This window comes from Photorhabdus akhurstii, assembly GCF_019090985.1.
GTDB lineage: Bacteria > Pseudomonadota > Gammaproteobacteria > Enterobacterales > Enterobacteriaceae > Photorhabdus > Photorhabdus akhurstii.
The window spans coordinates 4765310-4787710 of record NZ_CP020335.1 but is presented as its reverse complement, the minus strand read 5'-3'; the positions used below and the strand labels follow the sequence as shown (position 1 = coordinate 4787710).

Genomic DNA, 22401 nt, shown 5'->3' with positions numbered 1-22401 from the left:
TTTTTAACGAGATGGTTTAAGTTTAATATCATTCGCAACATCGGAATTGAATTTATCAGATAAAAAACAAGCACAAATATGCTAATAGGAAATATATGTCGGATTATTATAAGCTTATCCAAGACACTTTTAGGAGTTAAAGAATCGGTTAAATGTTTACATTATACTTTTAATATTGCAGATTGATTTTTTAAATGAAGAGAGATGTAGGAAAATTTATAATCCATATTAGTTTTGGTACTTGTAATATCGTGAATGATTTATCAGGTCATTAATATAATGGATAAAAGATTTTTTTGGGATATAACTAATGGGATAATTAATGAATTACCTTTTTATGGGAAAAGTAACTTATTGAGCTTATTCGTGTTATTTATTCGGTTATTTTCCCTATTTTTTTACTGAATTCATCTTGGTATAAAAGATTTTTGGCCTAAACATTCTACCTTAAGGATACTTTATTAAATTATTTTTTGCGATATTGGCACACAACAAGGTATATTGATGATTAATTGTCGAATTTACAACAATGAGTGAGGAAAAACATGCGAATTAAAGTTTTGCTCAGCGCTTCAGTGTTGCTACTGCTGGCAGGGTGTACGACCACCAACCAATTAACTTCTGGAGGTTCACAGGTTCTTTTTGTTGACATTAAGCCCGATAGCGAGTGTCAGTTATTAGGTGAAGTAACAGGTACACAAAGCAATTGGATGACTGGTGTAAGTAATGAAAGTAGCTCGATGCGTGGGGCAGCCAATGATTTACGCAATAAAGCCGCAGTCATGGGGGGAAATGTGATTTATGGAGTCACCAGTCCGAGTGAAAGTCTGTTATCGAGTTTTGCTCCACTGGATAGTAAAATGATTGGTCAGGTCTATAAATGCCAGTAATGGCATTCAGGATTTGAATGATATGCCCGGCTGAAAAGTATCCGGGCATGAATTTTTTGTTAATTTTGCCTTAATCCCAAATCAAGAGGTGTCTTACTCGGTTCTCCGCCGATTTCCCTTGCCAGACGAGGTACTAAGTAACCTGAAATTTTTGTCAGTAATTCTCGAATAAGCTCCCTGGCTTCTTCATCGCTGACCATAAAGTGGGCTGCTCCTTGTACTTTATCCAGCACATGAATGTAATAAGGCAGAATGCCTGCATCAAACAGAGCATTGCTCAAATCAGCCAGAGTATCAGAATGATTATTGACACCGCGTAACAGCACACTTTGATTTAATAACGTGATACCTGCTTGTTTCAGCAATATCATGCTGTTCCGTAAGGATTGGTCGATCTCATTAGCATGATTGATATGTGTCACCATGAGCACCTGTAGTCTTGATTGTGCCAGCCGATCACAAAGTGTTGTTGTGATCCGGGCAGGAATAACCACAGGCAGACGAGTATGAATACGTAGTCGTTTGATATGGGAAATTTTTTCCAGATTGCTAATCAACCAATCAAGTTCGTGATCTTTTGCCATTAAAGGATCGCCGCCAGAGAAGATAATCTCATCAAGTTCAGGATGTTGCTGAATGTAATCTAACGCTTGTTGCCAATTGCGTTTATTACCTTTGTTATCTTCGTATGGGAAATGACGGCGGAAGCAATAACGGCAGTTAACCGCACATCCTCCTTTAACCAGCAATAGTGCACGATTACGGTATTTATGTAATAGACCGGGGACAGCACTGCGTTGTTCATCCAGAGGATCGGTAGAAAAACCAGGTGTAAGTGTAAATTCTTCTGGTGTCGTTATGACCTGAAGCAATAGCGGATCATCAGGATCGTTTACTTGCATACGTGCAACAAAAGCCCTAGGTACCCGTAGTGGAAACAGGCGACGTGCGTCACTCCCCTTACTCAATGTCGGGTGTTCATCTAAAGATAATAATTGTAATAATTCATCAGGGTCGGTAATAACATCTGTAAGTTGTTTCAACCAGTCTTCTCTGATGATGATCTTTGGGGTTATAATGTGCGCCATTTTTTGGCTAAGCCATTTTGTTTAGAAAGAGGATCTCCATGGCTACTTATAGTACCAATGAATTCCGTTCAGGTCTTAAAATCATGTTAGATGGCGAGCCGTGCGCTATTCTTGAAAGTGAATTCGTGAAGCCGGGTAAAGGTCAGGCGTTTGCCCGTGTTCGTATTCGTAAGCTGATTTCCGGTAAACTGCTGGAAAAGACCTTTAAGTCTACTGACTCTGTAGAATCTGCCGACGTGATGGATATGAACCTGACTTACCTGTATAACGATGGTGAGTTTTGGCACTTTATGAATAACGAAACCTTCGAGCAATTAGCTGCTGATGAAAAAGCAGTTGGCGATAATGCGAAATGGTTAGTAGAACAAGCTGAGTGTATCCTGACGTTGTGGAATGGTCAGCCTATCTCTGTGACTCCGCCAAACTTTGTTGAATTAGAAATTACTGATACTGATCCAGGTCTGAAAGGTGATACCGCAGGTACGGGTGGTAAACCAGCAACTTTGAGCACTGGTGCGGTAGTTAAAGTACCTCTGTTCGTTCAAATCGGTGAAGTGATTAAAGTGGATACCCGTTCTGGTGAATACGTTTCTCGCGTAAAATAATTACCCCGACTGTATTCGATAAAAGCCGCAGTTCTGGAAGCAGACTGTGGTTTTTCTTTATTGGTGATAATACCGGGCATGGCTATTTTGTCTTTTAAGCTCACGATATTGTGTTATTGATACTGCAATTTTACACGACTATAATTCATCTCTGTTTCTAATGGTTATCCGGGACGACCTGGATATACTGCCGTTTTTTGGGGACGACTCCACAACTATATATGGGGCGTTGATATGTCCTGGTTTGTTCTTGTTATTGCTGGTTTATTCGAAGTCGTCTGGGCGGTTGGCCTGAAATATACTCATGGTTTCACCCGGTTGATACCGAGCCTTATTACAGCCGGTGCTGTGGCGCTCAGTATGGGGTTGCTTGCTTATGCGATGAAAGGCTTGCCAATAGGTACAGCTTATGCGGTGTGGACTGGAATAGGGGCAGTGGGTACTGCCATTTTTGGCATTATAGTGTTCGGTGAATCTGCAAGTTTTGCCCGGATTCTAAGTTTTGTTCTGATTATCGCCGGTATTATCGGTTTGAAATTGTCCAGTTAATATTGAACTGCACTCCAAAGGCTTCACATTTTGGCAGTGCAGCTTCTATATGGGATATTCTTTATCAAGAAATACCGACTTTTTGTAGTGCTTCTGCACGTTTCGTGCATTTGTGCATAGATCTTTACGCTATCAAAAAGGGTTGGTAGCGTGAATTAGTGACGTATTTGCTCCAGTTCATTCTGGCTTAGTCCGGTAGTTTTCATCACTGTTTCACGATCGATGCCAAGATCCAGCAGTGAACGGGCAATTTTCAATGCCGCTAGTTTTTCACCTTCCAGACGCCCTTTCTGTTCTAATTTCTGTGCAATGGTCATTAGTACCTCCTCATACTTCGGCACCTGCTTTGCCAGTTGCCGGATAAACCCTTCCGGATCAGCCGTATCGCCTGCCTGTAACAGATAGTTTAGCACGCTTTTTAACTGCTCATCCGTATAGTAATCGTACGCCAGCAGTATTACCAGCTCTTGCAATAGCTCCGAGATGTCTCGCTGTCGGATATGTTTTTGTACCATCTCCAGCAGGGCGACCCGTTTGTGCGTCAGTATTTCATCATCAGGGATAACCGTGAGGTCCACCAGTGGGAATGCATTGGAGTAGATTTCTGCTGCCAACGTCGGAGTATCAAAGCAGTCGAGCCAGTTGGTACTCCACGGATATGGCCGCGTTTTCCCGTGGTAAAACAATATTGGGATCACCAGCGGTAATTTCTTATGTCCTTGCTCTAAATGCCGCTGCATTGCTGAAATACTGTAACGCATCAGCCGGAACGCCATCATTTTGTCTGGGGAACTCTGGTGTTCAATTACACAATACACATAACCGTCACCTTGCACCGTTTTCAGGGAATAGAGGATATCGGAATAGTGTGCTCGCAAATCCTCTTCAATAAACGACCCAGGTTCCAGCCGGAGTGTATCGAGATCACATACTGCCTGTAATGCCGCCGACAAATGTATCTCCAGAAAATCCTTGGCTGTTTCAACATGACTTAAAAACTGCTTAAAAACGGCATCATGTGGCGTTGGTGTATTTTTTCTTTTCATGGGTGAATGGTAGCATACTTTCTTTTATATTGAAGGAATATTAGGCAAAGGAACTATCACTTCCGCCTATGCTTTTTTCACTTGTGTAGTTTTTCCTTTCGTGAATCAAAAGCAGGAGAATTTCGGAGAAATGAATATATCTTGGATGATAGCTTGAATAAGTTAAAGGCTGGACAAACCAGCCTTTAAAGATGTTTTCCTGCGTAAACAGATGTGAGGGTAGGTTTTTGACAACATTGATCAGGGTAAAGAGTATTTATAACTTCAGCTCGTTGCTGTTCGACTACAACGTAAAAACCCCAATAATCGCGACAACACTCAGAATCGCTGCCAGGCCGTAGAAAATCCATTTACTTGCAGGGATATGAATTTTCAGGTCATGCATACCGTGGTGGATACGGTGTGAACCACACCATAGCGGTAGAATAATCATCAGTAATAGGAAAGCACGACCAATAAAACTCTGGCTAAAAGCGAGAATTCGTGTGTAGCTTAATGCTTCTGGTGCTACTCCCAATGGTAAAAGGATTGCTACCAATAAAATAATGGCAGGGGCTACAATTGCGCCCCACATACCACCGGCGCCAAATAATCCCCAAAAAATCGGTTCATCGGAACGTTTAGGTATTTGATTCATTAGATCCTCCTTGAGGTTAAAATAAGGCTATACCTAATATAATCATGGTGGCGATAATAGTGACGGTCCATAGTAGTTTGATTACTGGCCCAGATCCCATTTTTTCGCCTTTTATCACTATGTTAGCTGCCTTCGGCGCTAGCTCAAACCAAGTTTTAGTATGCAGCAGAGCACCTAGCAGGGTGATGATATTAATCAGCAGAATGACAGGATTTTTCAGGAACGTGACAAATTCATCCCAGCTTTGTGCGCCGCCTTTTAGGGCGAATAGACCGTATATCAATAAGATACTGAACCACATAGTCGTCACTGCGGTACTTTCACGTAGAATATAGAAGCGGTAAAAGCTCAGTTTCTGCCACCAGTTGGGAGCCATGCTGCGAATATAAGGTTTACGTTTAGTCGTCATTACTCTCTTCCTCCCCCTTATTGTGGTTTTAGCATGGCGATCATGAAATCTTTCGCGCTTTCGATCTTGCCTTGTTGGATAGCCGCGGCTGAATCGACATGTTTCGGACAGACCTCAGAACAGTAACCAACGAATGTACAGCTCCATACCCCATTCTGGCTGTTAAGTTGGGGCATACGCTTCTTCTTACCGTGGTCGCGGTCGTCGAGGTTGTAACGATGAGCCAGAGTGATTGCCGCCGGGCCGATAAATTCAGGGTTCAGACCAAACTGAGGGCAAGCGGCATAACATAAGCCACAGTTAATACAGCCGGAAAATTGATGATATTTCGCCATCTGTGCTGGAGTTTGAATATTTGGTCCTTCAATAGGTTTACGGTCATTCCCGATGATGTATGGTTTGATAGCTTCCAGGCTTTCAATGAAGTGGGTCATATCCACTACCAGGTCACGCTCAATAGGGAAGTTAGCTAGCGCTTCAACTCTCATCCCTTGAGGATAATCACGCAGGAAGGTTTTACAGGCCAGCTTCGGCACGCGGTTAACCATCATGCCGCAAGAGCCACAGATAGCCATACGGCAAGACCAGCGGTAAGAGAGGTCGGGAGCGAGATTGTCTTTAATGTAACCTAGGGCATCAAGTAGAGAAGTTTGCTCATCATAAGGAATTTCATAGGCTATAAAATGGGGTTTATGGTCACTTTCTGGGTTATAGCGCATGACCTCCACTCTCAGGGTGTTCATATCAACCATTCTCCTGCTCCTTATATTTTTTCTCTTGTGCTGCGGCTTCACCGCCATATACACGTTTTGCGGGTGTGGATTTGGTGATTTTCACATCGCTGTATTCTAGGTGAGGGACATCTCCAGAGTTATAGAAAGCAAGTGTATGTTTTAGGAAGTTTTCATCATCACGTTCGGTACAACTTTTATCCAGACGTTGATGAGCGCCACGGGACTCTTTACGGTTTATCGCAGAGTGAATCATACATTCAGCCACATCCAAGCCAAAGCCAAGCTCAATGGTGTACAGTAGATCCGTGTTGAACACATTGGTGTTATCGGTGATTTTCACTCGTTTGAAGCGATCTTTTAATTCGGCAATCTTATCGATCGTTTTTAACATGAGTTCAGGGGTGCGATAGATACCGCAGCCTTCTTCCATCGAGATACCCATTTCATCACGGATTTTCGACCAACTTTCCGTCCCTTCTTGTTTCAGTAAGTTGTTCAAACGTGCGACTACATCACGTGCCTGGGCGTCTAATGGGCGGTCATTAACGGATTTGGTTTGTTGAACATGTTTTACAGCTTCTTCACCGGCCAGACGGCCAAAGACCACCAATTCAGCCAGAGAATTGGAACCAAGGCGGTTTGCGCCATGCAGGCCGACAGAAGAACATTCACCGACAGCGAACAACCCTTTAATGCGAGTTTCACATTTCTGGTCAGTTTCGATACCGCCCATTGTGTAATGTGCCGTAGGTCGGACCGGAATGGGTTCTTTAACGGGATCAACGCCGACATACGCTTTTGCCAGTTCACAGATGAAGGGCAAGCGTTCAAGCAATTTCTTCTCTCCCAAATGGCGGAGATCAAGATAAACCACATCGCCACGTGGAGTTGAAATAGTACGACCGGCACGCCATTCATGCCAAAAAGCTTGAGAAACTTTGTCACGAGGACCTAGTTCCATATATTTGTTTTCAGGTTTGCCTAATGGAGTCTCAGGGCCGAGGCCATAATCTTGTAAATAGCGGTAGCCATCTTTGTTGACCAGAATTCCGCCTTCACCACGACAACCTTCTGTCATTAGGATACCTGAGCCTGGCAAACCGGTTGGATGATACTGAACAAATTCCATATCACGCAGTGGTACGCCGTGACGGAATGCCATGCCCATACCATCACCGGTCACAATACCGCCGTTGGTATTGTAACGGTATACACGGCCTGCACCACCGGTTGCCATAATAACGGCATTGGCTCTTATCTGAATTCTGGCGCCTTCCATCATATTTAGTGCAACCAGACCGCATGCTTGCCCTTCGTCCACCAGAATATCGAGGACAAAATGTTCATCAAAGCGCTGGATTTGAGGGTACTTAAGGGAAGTCTGGAATAGCGTATGCAGCATGTGGAAGCCAGTTTTATCCGCAGCGAACCAAGTACGCTCTATTTTCATACCACCAAAACGACGCACATTGACGGAACCATCTTCTCTACGACTCCACGGGCAGCCCCACTGCTCTAGCTGGATCATTTCTATCGGGCAATGTTCGACGAAATATTCAACAACATCTTGCTCACATAACCAGTCGCCACCGGATACTGTGTCGTTGAAATGGAAGTCATAGGAGTCGTGAGCTTGGGTGACTGCGGCTGATCCACCTTCCGCTGCCACCGTGTGGCTACGCATTGGGTAAACTTTTGAGATCAGAGCAATCTTCATTTGAGGATTAGCTTCAGCGGCGGCAATTGCGGCACGTAGACCAGCGCCTCCGGCTCCGATAATAGCGAGATCGGCATTAAAAATTTGCACTGTGCTTCTCCATTATTTAAGTTAAATTAATTAATAAGCAAAATCGTCGTAACTTTCCTAAATGTTGTTGTTATTGTTTCTTATATCGCAAGATTTTGTAGATAAAATCTTGTGCTTTAACGATTAAGGACAGCTATTTATCACTATTTGTATTGGATTAAGTATAGCGATTTCCAAGTGAGATAAATTTGATATGAAAGGGTATTATTGTCAGATTTAGCAAAATCCGCCGTAAACCCTCGCCCAGTGCGAGGGTGTCGCAAAAGGCGTGTATTATCCGTTAAGATCTGCGTACTTCTTTTAAGCGCAGATCTTTTATGACCTTATTCATTCGAAAACGGGAACCTTCCCTTCATACCGGACGTCAGTTTGTCAAAGCTCAGCACTTACCTGTATTGGATGGCTCCCTTTCCCTTTCTGATTATCTCAGGCAAATGGGGGAGCGTAGCGCATTTATTGTTACTGACATTCTTGATGAGCAAGATTGGGGCCCTTTTGAACGCCATTATGCTTCGACAGGGAGAGCCCCTTATTCTCCACGCTCCATGATAGGGATCCTGCTTTATGGGATCATGAAAGGACACTGCTCGCTCAGAGAACTTGAACGACTTGCGCGTTTAGATTTAGGCTGTATTTTTGTCAGTCAGGGAATTACGCCCGATCATGCCAGTCTTGGGCGTTTTATTTATCAGCACCAATCCGTCCTGACGGGCTCGTTTTTTAAGGCACTGACCTTATCCATTTTGCACCGTAGTCATTCGGACGGCTCGTGCCTGGCCGGTGACGGGACAGTGATAGAGGCGGCCTGTTCTCATTACCACCTTTTAACTCAGGAAGCGATTTCACGTGAAAAAAATACTCTCACGGCCACCCCTGCCACAGCGCAGACAGAAAAACGCATAAAGCAATTGGAACAGGGAGCCAGCGTATTACGGCGCCGACAAGAAAATCGCGAAAAAAAAGGGAAGGATGCCAGCCAACTGCGTATCAATCCAACAGAACCCGAAGCCGTCGTCCAGAAACTTAAGCGGGGAAGGGGATTTTCAACTTCCTATAAACCGTCTGTTTTAGTCAACAACAGACGTCTTATCGTCGCTCACACGGTCGATCCCTCCAGTGAAACCCAAGTGATGGCCGCGTTATTGGCGCAGAATCTCACTATCTCGGGCGGTCACCCGGAAAAATTGATATTGGATGCCGGTTATTTCCATGACGATGTGATTGCTGAGGCGAAGAAACATCAGATCTTGCTGTTTTGTGCAGAAAATTCAGACCGACAGCGTGCACGAAAAATCTATCCTAAATCATTATTTACTTATGATGCTGAGCAAGATTGCTATATTTGTCCTGCGCATCACCAATTGTCCCTGCAAAGTACAGTGAAAGCCACTGAAAAAACGCGGCCCTATCGGGTTTATAGCGCTGACAATTGTGCCGGATGCCCGCAGAAAGCGGGCTGCACAAAGGCTAAAGGAGGAAGAAAAATAAAACGTTATCCGGAAGATGAAGGGAGGGAGGCGCTTCGTTTGCATATGGCCCGACCCGAGTCAAAACAGATATTGAGTCAACGAAAGAGCCTGGTAGAACCGGTATTTTCGGCATTACGGGGAATTCAGAGACTGGAACGCTTTCGGCGTAAGGGATTGTCAGCGGTAAAGCTGGAGTTTTCCCTGCATGCAATGGCCTATAACTTATCAAGAGCGGTGGCTCTGATATTAGGGATTATTTTTAGCCTGTTATCCATACAAATAACAGGCTGCCCAAAGTCAGTGATTGAATTTAACTTGATGCTTGAAAAAGTGACCTTAACCTTTTGCGACACCCTCTTTACGGAGGGGAGCAGTCACTTACAAAAATATGATCTGAGACAGGAATAAGTTATTTTTTTCTTCCGTTCATCACGATCTGGTAATGAGAGTGCCTTTTGAGGAAAATAATGGAGTGTTATGGTGGGGCTGAGCACACAGTCTGTGTAGTGTGAATTTAACTTATCTGATATTTTTGTCAGTATTAGAAATTGTGTAAATATCCAGTGAGATTCAGATAATTTATTTCTTCTGATGATATTATAATTAATAATCTTAAGTTATTTTTATTTTCTATAATTATTATTTAAATTAAATATAAAAATGACTTCTGTTTGTTTTATGGATGTTATAATTGAAAGTAAAATAACCATGTTATTGAAAATAGATGTGGAAATATAATTTGCCATTTGATTTTAATGACCTATATTTAGTAAAGGAGTTTTGTTTTTACAGGTATAGGGATAAGTAACATTTAAATAGTTTTTCATGATTAAAGTCATTTAACTTAATTAATTTAAGAAATCAAAATGTATTTAAATAGGAGAATATTATGGGATTACCAAATATCACTATTGCATTACAAGCAGATAATAATCTCTACCTGAGTCGAGTAGATCTGGCGGGGGTTCAGTATATTGAAGCTGTTAAATCTGCCATTGATATATACTCAAGATATAAATTAATACAGCTTGGTACTAATAAGATAGCGCTTCTTGCTGATAATGGGCTTTATTTGAGCCGGATTACTCGAACTGGTGGTGATTATATTGAAGCAGCGAAATCGAGTATTGATGTTTATTCTACGTTTACAGTAGAGGATGTCGGATGTAATGTGATTGCTCTACGCGCGGATAACGGGAAATATTTAAGTCGAATCACTCAGAATGGTGTTGATTACATTAAGCCGGATAAAGTTAATTTAGACGTGTATTGCCGCTTTAAAGTGACTACATTAATTGCATAAGTAATGATCTTTATTTGAGTTTTTTATGGTGGACAGGTAAAACTGGCCACTATTATTTTGTCTTATTTTTGTACTAATAATATCAGCCATTTACTATGTCAGATAAAAACCTATTACTTATTTTAAGATAATTAAATAATAATGGGTTTTAAAGTTATTTATAATGTTGAAATTAATAATTAAAAATAACTTTTATTTATAGTTTGTGGTTTTATAATTTAAATGTGAAAATGATTTATATTTAATGAATATTATAATTAAATCTTAAATTATCATATCATTCAAAATAGATATAAAAATATATTTTGGTATTTAATAATTATATTGGTTGTATATATTCATTGAAAAGATTTTATATTTACAGGAATAGTAAAATGTGATGCTTAAATTAATGCGCTATAAATAATATAGTTGACCAAAATAAACTAAATATATCTATACCCTATGGATTTCAAGATGCATCGCGGCGGCAAGGGAGAGAATCCCCGGGAGCATAGATAACTATGTGACTGGGGTGAGTGAGTGCAGCCAACAAAGAGGCAACTAGAAAGATGACGGGTATAAACAGGAGAATGTTATGGGATTATCAAGTAGCCCTATTGCATTACAAGCAGATAATGGATGCTATTTAAGTCGAATTGATCGAGGAGGAAGATTTGACTTTATTGAAGCTAATAAATCTATTATTGATATTTACACAAAATATTCTGTAACACAACTTAGCTCTAATAAGATAGCCCTTCGTGCAAGCAATGGCCTCTATTTAAGTCGGATCTCTCTGGCTGGTAGTGATTATATAGTAGCGATAAAATCAGACATTGATGTTTATTCTACTTTTATTTTAGAATATATCGACGATAATGTTATAGCTTTGTGTGCGGATAATGGAAAATATCTGAGCCGGAACAATTCTGGTGGTATTTTTAACTATATTAAACCGGATAAATACGACTTAGATATATATTGCCAGTTTAAATTTATAAAACTGTAATTGGACAATTGTGATCTCTTCTGGCGTATTATTATGGTGGTCAGTTTTATTTGACCACTATTGTTTTACTATTAAAATAATAGGATTAGTCATTTAATACATCAGGTAAAACATTAATTATATTTCATGATAATTTTATTGATAATGTATTCTTCGTGTTACTGGTCATATTATAATTATCATCTTAAATTATTTTTCAGTTTCCTTATAATATCTTAATTTTAATATGATAATTTCCCCTGGTTATTTAATAATTATAAGTAATAATTGGCTATATCGTCCATAATAAAGAGAGGATATATTTTATTGTTTAACGGCAGTAGTATATATTCAACAAGGGAATTTTATTTTCTATGGGCATAGAGAGTCGATATGAAGTTTAAATGGTATTCTATAAAGTAATTAATTATACCCTATGGATTTCAAGATGCATCGCGACGGCGAGGGAGCGAATCCCCGGGAGCATAGATAACGATGTGACTGGGGTGAGTGAGTGCAGCCAACAAAGAGGCAACTTGAAAGATGACGGGTATATATTTAAACGGAGGGTATGATGGCATTATCAGAGCACACTATCGCCTTGCAGGCAGATAATGGACTCTATTTGAGTCGATTCAGTCAAGGAAAGATTAATTACATTCAGGCTGGAAGATATACTATTGGTGCTTCTTCCCGGTATGTAGTGACGCTATTTGATGCTTATACAATGGCACTTCGGGCAGACAATGGGTTATATTTGAGTCGGGTTTATCGTCCTGGCGGTAATTATATTGAAGCTACAAAATTGAGTGTTGATGTTTATTCTACGTTTGCTGTAGAAGATGTCGGCTATAATTTGATAGTACTAAAGGCAGATAATGAAAAATATTTGAGTAGGATCAGCATAAAAGGTATTAATTATATTAAGGCGGATAAAACCCATATAGATGCATTTTGCCATTTTAAATTGATAACTCTGTTAGAGTAAATGGTGATTTTGTCTGGTATTGGCTTTGTTGTGTCAGGAAAAATCGATCACTATTTTATTGTTTATCTGGCGGTAATATTTTGGCAGATAGCTAATAATATATCCGGCAGTAGTCAATCTGCGATAGTCTTGATGCGAGACAAGCTAAGTTGTTCCGGGATGATCAGACGGTAATAATTTGTCTGATATGTGTGATGCAGGTAGACTGCACGTTTGGTTTTATTTTGGAGTCATTTACATGAGCGAAACAGCAAACTGGCAGCCAAGCGCACCTATCGCCAACTTGTTGAAACGAGCGACTATTTTAGCAGAAATACGGCGCTTTTTCGCAGATCGTGGGGTATTGGAAGTTGAAACGCCTGCGATGGGTCAGTTTACAGTGACTGATATTCAATTGTTTCCTTTTCAGACGGAGTTTGTTGGTCCAGGTGCCGCGGATGGTATGACTCTTTACCTGATGACAAGCCCGGAATATCACATGAAGCGCCTGTTGGCAGCAGGAAGTGGCCCAATTTATCAGCTGAGTCGCTGCTTCCGTAATGAAGAGGCGGGTCGTTACCATAATCCTGAATTTACCATGCTGGAATGGTATCGTCCTCACTATGATATGTATCGTTTGATGAATGAAGTTGATGATTTACTTCAACAGATCCTTGACTGTGAAAATGCGGAATCACTCTCTTATCAACAAGCTTTCCTGCGTTATCTGGATATCGATCCGCTATCAGCAGAGAAAGAAAAGTTGCGTGAAGTCGCGGCCAAACTGGATCTGAGTAATATTGCTGATGTAGAAGAGGATCGGGATACTTTATTGCAACTTTTGTTTGCTGTTGGCGTTGAACCGCATATTGGTACTGAAAAGCCAACTTTTATCTACCATTTTCCGGCTTCTCAGGCTTCTCTGGCGGAAATCAGCAAAGAAGATCATCGGGTGGCAGAGCGTTTTGAAGTCTATTTTAAAGGCGTTGAATTGGCGAATGGCTTCCGTGAGTTAACTGATAGTCATGAGCAGCATCAGCGTTTTGAACAGGATAACCGTAAACGAGCAGAATTGGGTTTACCTGTTCGACCGATTGATGAAAATCTGATTGGCGCCCTGAAACAAGGGATGCCTGAGTGCGCAGGGGTGGCGCTTGGTGTCGATCGTTTGGTGATGTTGGCTTTGCGGGCTGAAAAGCTCAGTGATGTTATGGCTTTTTCGATAACTAAGGCGTAATTATTAAGCGATAGGAACAGGGCGCAGATTGAAGCGCCCTGTTTGCATCTTATTTATGTTGATGCTGTTTTTGCAGGAATTTCACACCTAAGTCAGGAAAATCGGTGAATACACCATCTACGCCCGCTTGGTTATATATGATATCGAAAAGTTGATCGCCGCTGGCGGCGTATTTAGGTAGTTGATCAACCCGAATCGTATATGGATGGATTTTCATATTATTAGCGTGAGCCTCTTTCACCATACCGGTTAACTTAATATTGGTTGGGGTGGAATCCTCAGACACAATCATATGGTAATCAGGGCCAATGCCATCAGCATATTTTGCCACTTTTTGCATAGCTCCGGGTTTGAACATCCAGTCATAGCTGTAATTTGTCCATTTGCCGTCTGGTTGCTTTTCATAGGTTTCATTCCAGTCAGTGTAGGCGATAAGTTGAATTAGCTTCAGATCCATGCCTAACTTAGGTTCCAGTTCGTTTTTGATGCGTTTAAGTTCGTTGACATCAAAACATTGGAGGTAAACTTTGTCACTTTTCTTGGTGTAACCATACTCTTTTAGCACTGTCAGCACCTTAGTGGAAATATCTTTACCCTCTTGCTGATGGAACCAAGGTGCCTTGATTTCAGGATAAATGCCGATGTTTTTTCCGGTAGATTTATTCAATCCCTGAACAAACTCAATCTCTTCTTGAAAAGTGTGGATTCGGAAATCAGACTTCCACATTGGAAAACGGTTGGAGAAATTTTGTATTTGTCGGTCGTTTTTAATATCGAAGCCTTCTGTGAATTTTAATGATTTTATTTCAGACAAGGTAAAGTCGATGGCATAGTAGCGTCCGTCTTGACGAGTACGGCCGGGGAATTTGCTGGCAACGTCAGTGACGCGATCAAGGTAATGGTCATGTAAGACTATCAGCTCATCGTCTTTAGTCATAACCAGATCTTGTTCCAGATAATCCGCACCTTCGGCATAAGCCATCGCTTTGGCCGGCAGAGTGTGTTCAGGCAGATATCCACTTGCGCCTCGATGGGCGATAACAATCTTGTCTGCCGCTTGGGTGATACCTGACATAGATGAGGCTAAAATAATACCTGTTATTATTGTTTTGATTGGAGTTTGCATGTGTGTTTCTCCGTTTTAGTTATGAGATGAAATCTATCTCATTAAACTGTGCGCTTGATTGTGTTAGACACTGACTGACATAATCTCTTAGCTTAGTTTAGATGCTGAAAAAAGCCGCAACATATAAATGCTGCGGCGTAATTAATATTATCGGTGATATATCACAGTTTAATGACAGAGATTAGCCATATTGTTGGGTGATTTCTTGTTTATGTTTGCTTTCGGTAATTGTAACGATTAGCAATAGAATAACGGACAAGATACTCCCGCCAATCATTACCATAAAGCCGCTGTCCCAACCGAAAAAGTCAACGGTGTAGCCGATGATAGCACTTGCAGCAACAGAGCCGCCTAAGTAACCAAATAAGCCGGTGAAGCCAGCGGCTGTACCGGCGGCTTTCTTGGGAGCAAGCTCAAGGGCATGTAGACCAGTCAGCATAACCGGGCCGTAGATAAGGAAACCAATAGTCAGCATACAAGCCATATCTACCGCTGGATTACCTGGTGGGTTCAGCCAGAATACGATAGTTGCAATCGTGACCAGTGTCATAAAGAACACACCGGTTGCACCACGGTTACCTTTAAATATTTTGTCTGACATCCAACCACATAGTAGCGTGCCTGGGATACCGGCATATTCGTACAGGAAATAAGCCCATGAAGATTTATCCAGTGCGAAATGTTTGGCTTCACGCAGATAAGTTGGCGACCAATCAAGAATGCCGTAACGTAGCAGATAAACAAATACGTTAGCCATAGCAACCATCCACAGCAGTTTGTTCGGTAACACGTACTGCATGAAAATCTGTTTAGCGGTTAATTCTTTTTCATCTTTCTCTGTATAATCAGATGGATAGTCGTTTTTATACTCTTCGATTGGTGGCAAGCCACAGGATTGTGGTGTGTCACGCATCAGCGCGAACGCAATCAATGCAACGAGAATGGCGGCGAAAGCTGGCATGTAAAGTGCGGCTTTCCAGTCATTGAACCACGCCATACCCAACAGGAATAGCAATGGCGGTAAGCCTCCGCCGACATTGTGCGCGCAGTTCCAGATAGAAACGATACCGCCACGCTCTTTCTGTGACCACCAGTGCACCATAGTACGACCACAAGGAGGCCAACCCATACCCTGGAACCAGCCACATAGGAACAGCAGTATGAACATGGTAGTGATGCTGGAAGTTGCCCAGGGTACGAAACCCATAAACAGCATAACAACCGCCGCGAGGAGCAGACCCGCAGGTAAGAAGAATCGTGGGTTAGAACGGTCGGATACGGAGCCCATGATGAATTTGGAGATGCCGTATGCGATAGAGATCCCTGATAGCGCGAAACCGAGATCCCCTTTGGAAAAACCCTGCTCAACCAGATAAGGCATTGCCAGAGCAAAGTTTTTCCTTACCAGATAATAAGCCGCGTAGCCAAAGAAGATCCCCATAAAAATTTGCCAGCGTAAGCGACGATAGACGGGATCTATCTGTTCTGTTGACAGCCGGGACCTATGAGGTGCCGGCTTGAAAATACTTAACATATTTTGCCTCCGATGGCATTTCTAGTTATATAAATAGCTCGCCGGTTGACTAATGCCACCGGATGGGAAAATGAAAGGTTTTGTAAGTGGTTATTTTCCATAACGAAAATTATGATAGTAGAAATAACCCAACCTATCTGTGAAACAACCCTCAGTTGTTAAAGTTGTTCTGCCCCGGCGACAATTCTGAGTGATTTGTTAACTTTTTAAAATGTACTTTACCAATGAAATTGTGACTATTGTCACAATAACGAGCTTTACTTAATTGCTGGTGAGCGTTTTTGGTTCGTTTTTGTTCTTTATCAAACAAAAACCGTAGATTTTATGCATCTTCTATATGTGTATCCTTTCAGACAAGGGAAACGTTTCAATTGACGGTGAATGGGCTGCTAATCGATTTTAACGATAAACATACTGTTTTGACGGTATGCCTATAATCTGCCAGACTCATAATTTATACAGTTGTATAGCTGATATACCCAGTGGAGGAACCCATGACGATACGTTATGACAGCGATTTTTATGGTTGGACTCGGGAGCAGGCAGGTTTGCTTCGTTCCGGTAACTTGAGTCAATTGGATAGGGAAAACCTTTCGGAGGAAATAGAAAGTATGGGAAATAGCCAAAGAAACGAGCTGGAATCTCGTCTTGAGGTACTGTTTCTTCACCTCCTAAAATGGCAATTCCAATCTGAACGGCAAGGCCGGAGCTGGAAGCTTACGATTGAAGAGCAGAGAAGAAAAATAGCCCGTCGTCTTAAAAAAAATCCCAGCTTAAAGTCAGAACTTAGCGAAATTTCCTCTGATGCTTATGGTGATGCCATTATTGCAGCGGAGAGGGAAACTAATATTAGGCGTAGTGTATTTCCTGAAACTTGTCCTTGGACGTTTGAGCAAATAATGGATGAGAATTTCTGGCCTGAATAGACTCGATAAATTTATTCTTCCAAATGAAAGGGTAAAACCACCGGCTTTAAGCTGCAATACTGTGCTGTACCTTTATGGTGAATGGGCTGCTAATCAATTTTGATGATAAATATACTGTTTTGACGGTATGCCAATAATCTGCCAGACACATAATTTATGCAGTTGTATAGCTGATATACAAGTGGAGGAACCATGACGACACGTTATGACAGCGATTTTTATGGTTGGACGCAAGAGCAGGCAGGCTTGCTTCGTTCTGGTGATTTGAGCCAGTTGGATACGGAAAATCTTCTTGAGGAAATTGAGGCTATGGGGAGAAGCGAGCGCAGAGAATTACGATCCCGGTTGGAAATTTTACTCGCACACTTACTGAAATGGAGATATCAGGCAGATCGCAGAGGGCGAAGTTTGGAACTGACCATTGAAGAACAACGTGATAAGGCAATTGACTGTTTGCAAGAATCTCCTAGTTTGAAAAATAAGTTGGATGAGCATTTGGAAAAAGCTTACATCGCTGCTCGTCGATTAGCAGAAAAAGAAACGCTAATTAATCGGAATATGTTTCCTGAAACTTGTCCTTGGACATTTGAGCAAATAATGGATGAAAATTTTTGGCCTGAATAGACTCGATAAATTTTTTTCCTAACGCACTGATTTTGAACAGTGCGTTTTCTCGTTGCTCAACAACGTGGTTGATTGATTTTCACTTCACTGCAAGCAGTATTAACAGAAATTATTTGCTTTTCAGTGGATACTCATTGTATTAGCTAAAATGATTTTTTTTCATTTTTATGACCTTTGTCGTATCAATAATTACAGAAAAATTCATTGTGATCGCTGTGGCTGTACTCAAGGCAACAGTAGGAGCCAAAATAGTAACGGAAGTAAAATGCTAACAGTTTTAATTTCTTGTCGAAGAATATAATAATAAAGATAAAATATTAGTAAATTATTAATTTGATTTTTTTATATAAACTTATAAAATTTCGGTAGTGATATTGATAATTATTTCCATTTGTAGTAAATTGTATTTTCTTTAATTTATCAAAGATAATCATGGAAGTTTTCAATAAGGAAATAACTATGCCAAGTAAAGACTATGGGTTAGTTGATAAAGTTTTTAACGAAAATTTTAAAGGAATGCATGTAGAAACAATAACAGTAAAAATAGCGCCTTCAGGTACTAAATATACTAATTCGGCAGGAGACGTTAGCAAATCTACTTTTGGACATGTATGGGTTGAATTTCAGGGTGAATCAATCGGATGGGGCTTGGGTGATAATAAGCAAGTAGGAGGAGTTGAGAACATAACTTTTAGAGATTCAATCGCATACGATAAATCAAAAATTTCCAGTGTTACATATCCAATATATTCAGAAAGTGTTGTTCATAATATGAGAAATTACATTTCTGATTTAAAAAATGGAAATTTCTATGATTTTAAGCCGAATTATAACCTCCTTACTAATAACTGTATAGATTTTGTAAACTCAATTCTTCGAGTTTCACATTATGATAATGATAAACATGGTATAGATTTCATTCAGGAATTACGAGGAATGAGTCCAAATGCCGTATTAGATAATCTTGAAGAAATTGTTGAAGATCAGAAAAGTACAGAGACACCACTTATTATTGATTTAACTGGCGATGGTATTATTACCATAGCGGAAAATGGTTCTATATATTTTGATCATGATAATGATGGTATTGTTGAAAGTTCAGGATGGATAGAAGCCAATAATGCATTTCTGGTATGGGATAAAAATGGAGATGGAAAAATAAATAACGGAAATGAGTTGTTTGGGAATAATTCTATATTAAAAAATGGAATCAAATCAGCAAATGGGTTTGCTGCATTAGCAGATCTTGACGATAATTTTGATGGTATTTTTAATCAAAATGATAGTCTATGGAATTCATTAGAGTTATGGATTGATGCCAATAAAGATGGTATAACTGATAATGGAGAGTTGTATAAATTAAGTGAATCAGGAATCTCTGCTATAAATCTTACCTATAAAGAAAATGGATTCAAGGATATAAATGGTAATATTCATGGGCTTGAAAGCTCAGTACTCTGGAATAATGGGGATACGACTAAGATAGTGGATGTGTTTTTTGCTGTGGATAAAAACATACAGATGGCGTCACTAAATTCAAATATTGACATAATAGGGATAAATAATACTTTTAGCGAGATTATATTATGAGTAATTTTTTTGTAAAAAATAAGAAATATTTTCTCTACTCACTATTCTTTTTTTCTTTTATTGTTCAGAGTTCAGATATTAACATACAAGATATCCCATCGATTGTCTTCAATCATTCAGATGATTTTTTATCAGAATTCTCTATTCCAATGCCTAAAAATGAAGATGAATATCATGCGTTAATAGAGAAAGCAAATAGTGGTAATATAGATGCAAACTGGATGCTCGCTGTAATACAACAAACAGAAGGTTATCGTCAAGAAGCCAGTAAAAGATATAAGTTATCTATATCAAGAAATGATAAATATAAGTTAAGATCTATGGTTAATTTGGGATTTATTTTAGAGGATGAAAATAGATACTCAGATGCGAGAGCACTTTTCGAATTAGCTGGAGAAAGTGGATATTTTGAAGGCTATCGCACCATCGGAACCAATTATTTAAATGGGATTGGTGTAAATCAAGATTTTAATAAGGCCAAAGAGTATTTTAATAAAGGAAGCCAAATTGGATGTCATGAATGCACATTTCTTATTAATAATTGGAGTGATGTTATTAAGTTGAAAAAATCAGAATAGTGAATTTATATTTTGAGTTAATCTGTTAGTACTTAAGTGATGAGATCTTTTCAGGAATAAAAATTTGGGGAGGCGGGGTTCTTAAATATGGCGGCAGGCTCTGTTTGATGAATGAGACTTCATTAAAACAAATGATTAAATAAAAAATCAGTGCCTTGTCAACAAATTGAGCGGACAATTTGCCCGCTCTTGTTAAACTTAATACAGCCAGTCGCGTCCCATCCGGTCAGCAGCCATAATAGCGGCGTACACTTTTTCCGGTGTCACTTCAAAAGGCAGGTTGTGAATGGTTTCTTCCTCGGCACAACTGGCTTTCGCTACTGCCATCACTTTTTCTTTCAGTTTTTCACCATCTTTTACCCCAAGTTGATCCAGAGTAACCGGTAGTCCCATCTGTACACAGAAATCAAGGAAAGTGTCTAATTCTTCATTTGGGCTATTTTCCAGTATTAGTTGAACTAATATCCCAAAGGCGACTTTTTCGCCGTGGTACATGTGGTGGCATTCTTCTAATACGGTAAAGCCATTGTGTACGGAATGCGCGGCGGCTACTCCCGTATTTTCAAAGCCCAGGCCGCTTAAGTAAGTAATAGCTTCGATGACATTTTCCACCGCAGGTGTACTGACGCCCGCTTCAACAGCCAGTTTTGCTTTATAGCCCTCTTCTAACAAAGTTTCGTAACAGAGATGAGCAAGGGCTATTGCGGTACGGGATATCCCACCATCTGTCATTCGAGGTTTATGGCCGTCTCCACAAACACGGGCTTCGAAGTAAGTTGCCAACGCGTCGCCAATTCCGGCAATCAGAAAACGGGTTGGGGCTTTAGCGATAAGGCTGGTATCGATTAAGACAATATCTGGGTTTGTGGGGAGAAACAGATAGTCTTCGAATTTGCCATCATCGCTGTAAATAACTGAGAGAGCACTGGTTGGGGCATTAGTGGAAGCGATAGTGGGGGCAATCAGAACAGGTAGTCTGGATTCGTAAGCGACCGCTTTTGCGGTATCTTGTACTTTGCCGCCACCGATACCAATAACGGCTTGGCATTCATGTTTTTTAAGAATGTCAGACAGGCGTTTAATCTCATTCCGACTACATTCACCGCCAAACACTTCAAAATGGCGAGTAATTTCATACTGTTCCAGGCTGTTATGAACGGTATCTCCCACCAATTTCATCGCGGAATTACCGATGATAACCAAAACGTGGTCGGCGATAGTTTTTGTATATTTACCAATATGGAGCAGGGCATCAGGTCCCTGAATATATTTGGAGGGGGATTGAATAATTTTCAACATAAGAATATTCCTTTTGTGGAAACTCAATATCTGTTTGTCGCATCAATTTTCCTAACGAACAGAGAACAAAATGTGACAAACCGGTAAACTGTCTTCGGGTGAAAAAGTACTTAAATTACTTAACAGGCTAACACCATCTATAAAAATTAATGGTTGGTTATGGATAAATAAAGTTGTTATACCCGTTTTATAGTAGGAAATGTGTGTTTTTTTGATCTATGCCCGGATCTTTGCACTGGAACAGGCCCTTCTTCTTCATTGATCTGGCTGCGTTTGGTGCAGTTAGTGCCATAATGACTGCCTGACAAAATGGTCCTATTTTTTCAATTTTTTTCAACTTTTAAGCCATATGTCTTAAATTTCTCAAGCACAATTGCTATTTCCTCCGGGCTTAGAATAGGAACTGGATTTTGGATCGCCAGGGTCTGTAAATATAGATGAGCGAGCACTTCAACTTCATGCGCGAGCCACAGTGCTTTTTGTAGATTAGCCTCACAAACAATCATCCCATGATGCTGTAATAGAATGGCTTTTCTGTTTTTAAAACCATTAAATACATAGTCAGAAAGTTGTTTGGTGCCAAATGTTGCATAAGGTACACAGGGAATTGAATCTCCTCCCGCTGCTGCAATCATGTAATGAATGGCCGGGATTGGCTTATTTAAAATAGAAACCGCTGTGCAATGAATTGCATGATTATGGACAACGGCATTGGCATCGGGTCTGGCATGATAGACCGCCTGATGAAAGCGCCATTCACTCGAAGGGATCTTATTATTCTCAGGTTGACCGTTTTCATCTACATAAACAATATGTGTTTCAGTCAATTGTTCATAAGGGATTCCTGTCGGCGTAATTAACATTCCATTGTGATAACGGACGCTGACATTACCCGCAGTGCCTTGATTTAATCCTAGTCGGGTCATTTCTAAGCATATATTAATAATTTCACGAGATAATGTATTTCTTTTCATGATTATTTACCTTGTTTAAACTCGAAGTATGCTTTTATG

The 22401-nt window shown here is 40.5% G+C and carries 22 protein-coding genes; 12 read left to right on the top strand and 10 right to left on the bottom strand.

All coding sequences use genetic code 11. The annotated features are described in order from the left end of the window. Positions 1-545 precede the first annotated feature (545 nt). Positions 546-890, top strand: coding sequence for a DUF4156 domain-containing protein (locus B0X70_RS20810; protein ID WP_036776064.1), 345 nt, complete (start codon positions 546-548; stop codon positions 888-890). Between the two features lie 59 nt (positions 891-949). Here the strand turns inward: B0X70_RS20810 and epmB are convergent, their stop codons facing one another. Further along, positions 950-1978 (bottom strand): EF-P beta-lysylation protein EpmB, encoded by a 1029-nt coding sequence (gene epmB, locus B0X70_RS20805; RefSeq protein ID WP_036809420.1) that lies wholly within the window; start codon positions 1976-1978, stop codon positions 950-952. Positions 1979-2016: 38 nt separating this feature from the next. On the opposite strand from epmB, the gene efp reads away from it, so the two are divergent. Both efp and sugE read left to right on the top strand, forming a co-directional pair. Beyond that, complete coding sequence (efp, locus tag B0X70_RS20800) at positions 2017-2583, top strand: elongation factor P (RefSeq protein ID WP_036776062.1); 567 nt, start codon at positions 2017-2019, stop codon at positions 2581-2583. 234 nt (positions 2584-2817) lie between these two features. Beyond that, positions 2818-3132: a quaternary ammonium compound efflux SMR transporter SugE gene (gene sugE / locus B0X70_RS20795; protein WP_036776061.1), complete on the top strand. Its 315-nt coding sequence runs from the start codon at positions 2818-2820 to the stop codon at positions 3130-3132. 155 nt (positions 3133-3287) lie between these two features. Here the strand turns inward: sugE and B0X70_RS20790 are convergent, their stop codons facing one another. The 5 genes from B0X70_RS20790 to frdA all read right to left on the bottom strand — a co-directional run bounded on the left by B0X70_RS20790 (position 3288) and on the right by frdA (position 7765). Then, positions 3288-4178 carry an Rpn family recombination-promoting nuclease/putative transposase gene (locus B0X70_RS20790; protein WP_036776060.1) on the bottom strand — a complete coding sequence of 297 codons (891 nt, stop codon included), beginning with the start codon at positions 4176-4178 and terminating at the stop codon, positions 3288-3290. A gap of 283 nt (positions 4179-4461) precedes the next feature. Then, entirely contained in the window at positions 4462-4815 is a 354-nt protein-coding gene (gene frdD / locus B0X70_RS20785; protein WP_036776059.1) for a fumarate reductase subunit FrdD, read from the bottom strand. Positions 4816-4831: 16 nt separating this feature from the next. Next, positions 4832-5224: a fumarate reductase subunit FrdC gene (frdC, locus tag B0X70_RS20780; RefSeq protein WP_036776057.1), complete on the bottom strand. Its 393-nt coding sequence runs from the start codon at positions 5222-5224 to the stop codon at positions 4832-4834. A 17-nt stretch (positions 5225-5241) separates the two neighbouring features. After that, positions 5242-5976 (bottom strand): succinate dehydrogenase/fumarate reductase iron-sulfur subunit, encoded by a 735-nt coding sequence (locus tag B0X70_RS20775; protein WP_217470273.1) that lies wholly within the window; start codon positions 5974-5976, stop codon positions 5242-5244. Next, on the bottom strand, positions 5969-7765 hold the full coding sequence (gene frdA / locus B0X70_RS20770; protein WP_217470272.1) for a fumarate reductase (quinol) flavoprotein subunit: 1797 nt from the start codon (positions 7763-7765) through the stop codon (positions 5969-5971). Before frdA ends, B0X70_RS20775 begins: the two co-directional genes overlap by 8 nt. Positions 7766-8082: 317 nt before the next feature. On the opposite strand from frdA, the gene B0X70_RS20765 reads away from it, so the two are divergent. The 5 genes from B0X70_RS20765 (at position 8083) to epmA (ending at position 13711) form a co-directional block, all read left to right on the top strand. Further along, positions 8083-9642 carry a transposase gene (locus tag B0X70_RS20765; protein WP_217470271.1) on the top strand — a complete coding sequence of 520 codons (1560 nt, stop codon included), beginning with the start codon at positions 8083-8085 and terminating at the stop codon, positions 9640-9642. 481 nt (positions 9643-10123) lie between these two features. Continuing rightward, entirely contained in the window at positions 10124-10537 is a 414-nt protein-coding gene (locus B0X70_RS20760; protein ID WP_036809405.1) for a fascin domain-containing protein, read from the top strand. A gap of 577 nt (positions 10538-11114) precedes the next feature. Beyond that, positions 11115-11528 (top strand): fascin domain-containing protein, encoded by a 414-nt coding sequence (locus B0X70_RS20755; protein WP_036809402.1) that lies wholly within the window; start codon positions 11115-11117, stop codon positions 11526-11528. 550 nt (positions 11529-12078) lie between these two features. After that, the gene (locus B0X70_RS20750) at positions 12079-12495 is read left to right on the top strand and encodes a fascin domain-containing protein (RefSeq protein ID WP_246593347.1); all 417 of its coding nucleotides are present in this window, start codon (positions 12079-12081) and stop codon (positions 12493-12495) included. 238 nt (positions 12496-12733) lie between these two features. Then, entirely contained in the window at positions 12734-13711 is a 978-nt protein-coding gene (epmA, locus tag B0X70_RS20745) for an elongation factor P--(R)-beta-lysine ligase (RefSeq protein ID WP_217470270.1), read from the top strand. A gap of 49 nt (positions 13712-13760) precedes the next feature. On the opposite strand, the gene glpQ is transcribed toward epmA, so the two are convergent. Beyond that, positions 13761-14837 (bottom strand): glycerophosphodiester phosphodiesterase, encoded by a 1077-nt coding sequence (gene glpQ, locus B0X70_RS20740; protein WP_214040327.1) that lies wholly within the window; start codon positions 14835-14837, stop codon positions 13761-13763. A 181-nt stretch (positions 14838-15018) separates the two neighbouring features. After that, positions 15019-16371 (bottom strand): glycerol-3-phosphate transporter, encoded by a 1353-nt coding sequence (glpT, locus tag B0X70_RS20735; RefSeq protein WP_036776048.1) that lies wholly within the window; start codon positions 16369-16371, stop codon positions 15019-15021. 494 nt (positions 16372-16865) lie between these two features. On the opposite strand from glpT, the gene B0X70_RS20730 reads away from it, so the two are divergent. The 4 genes from B0X70_RS20730 (at position 16866) to B0X70_RS20715 (ending at position 20089) form a co-directional block, all read left to right on the top strand. Beyond that, entirely contained in the window at positions 16866-17297 is a 432-nt protein-coding gene (locus B0X70_RS20730; protein WP_217470269.1) for a DUF29 domain-containing protein, read from the top strand. Positions 17298-17489: 192 nt separating this feature from the next. Further along, positions 17490-17921, top strand: a complete 432-nt coding sequence (locus B0X70_RS20725; RefSeq protein WP_105398395.1) for a DUF29 domain-containing protein — start codon at positions 17490-17492, stop codon at positions 17919-17921. 459 nt (positions 17922-18380) lie between these two features. Next, a complete protein-coding gene (locus B0X70_RS20720; protein ID WP_246550559.1) occupies positions 18381-19511 on the top strand; it encodes an SPM autocatalytic domain-containing protein in 1131 nt (376 codons plus the stop codon). Beyond that, positions 19508-20089: a tetratricopeptide repeat protein gene (locus B0X70_RS20715; RefSeq protein ID WP_110091346.1), complete on the top strand. Its 582-nt coding sequence runs from the start codon at positions 19508-19510 to the stop codon at positions 20087-20089. The genes B0X70_RS20720 and B0X70_RS20715 overlap by 4 nt, the downstream gene beginning before the upstream one ends. Positions 20090-20287: 198 nt before the next feature. Here B0X70_RS20715 and B0X70_RS20710 read toward each other — a convergent pair whose 3' ends face one another. Both B0X70_RS20710 and fucA read right to left on the bottom strand, forming a co-directional pair. Next, a complete protein-coding gene (locus B0X70_RS20710; protein ID WP_110091347.1) occupies positions 20288-21388 on the bottom strand; it encodes a glycerol dehydrogenase in 1101 nt (366 codons plus the stop codon). 323 nt (positions 21389-21711) lie between these two features. Then, positions 21712-22362, bottom strand: a complete 651-nt coding sequence (fucA, locus tag B0X70_RS20705) for an L-fuculose-phosphate aldolase (protein ID WP_105398393.1) — start codon at positions 22360-22362, stop codon at positions 21712-21714. Between the last annotated feature and the right edge of the window lie 39 nt (positions 22363-22401).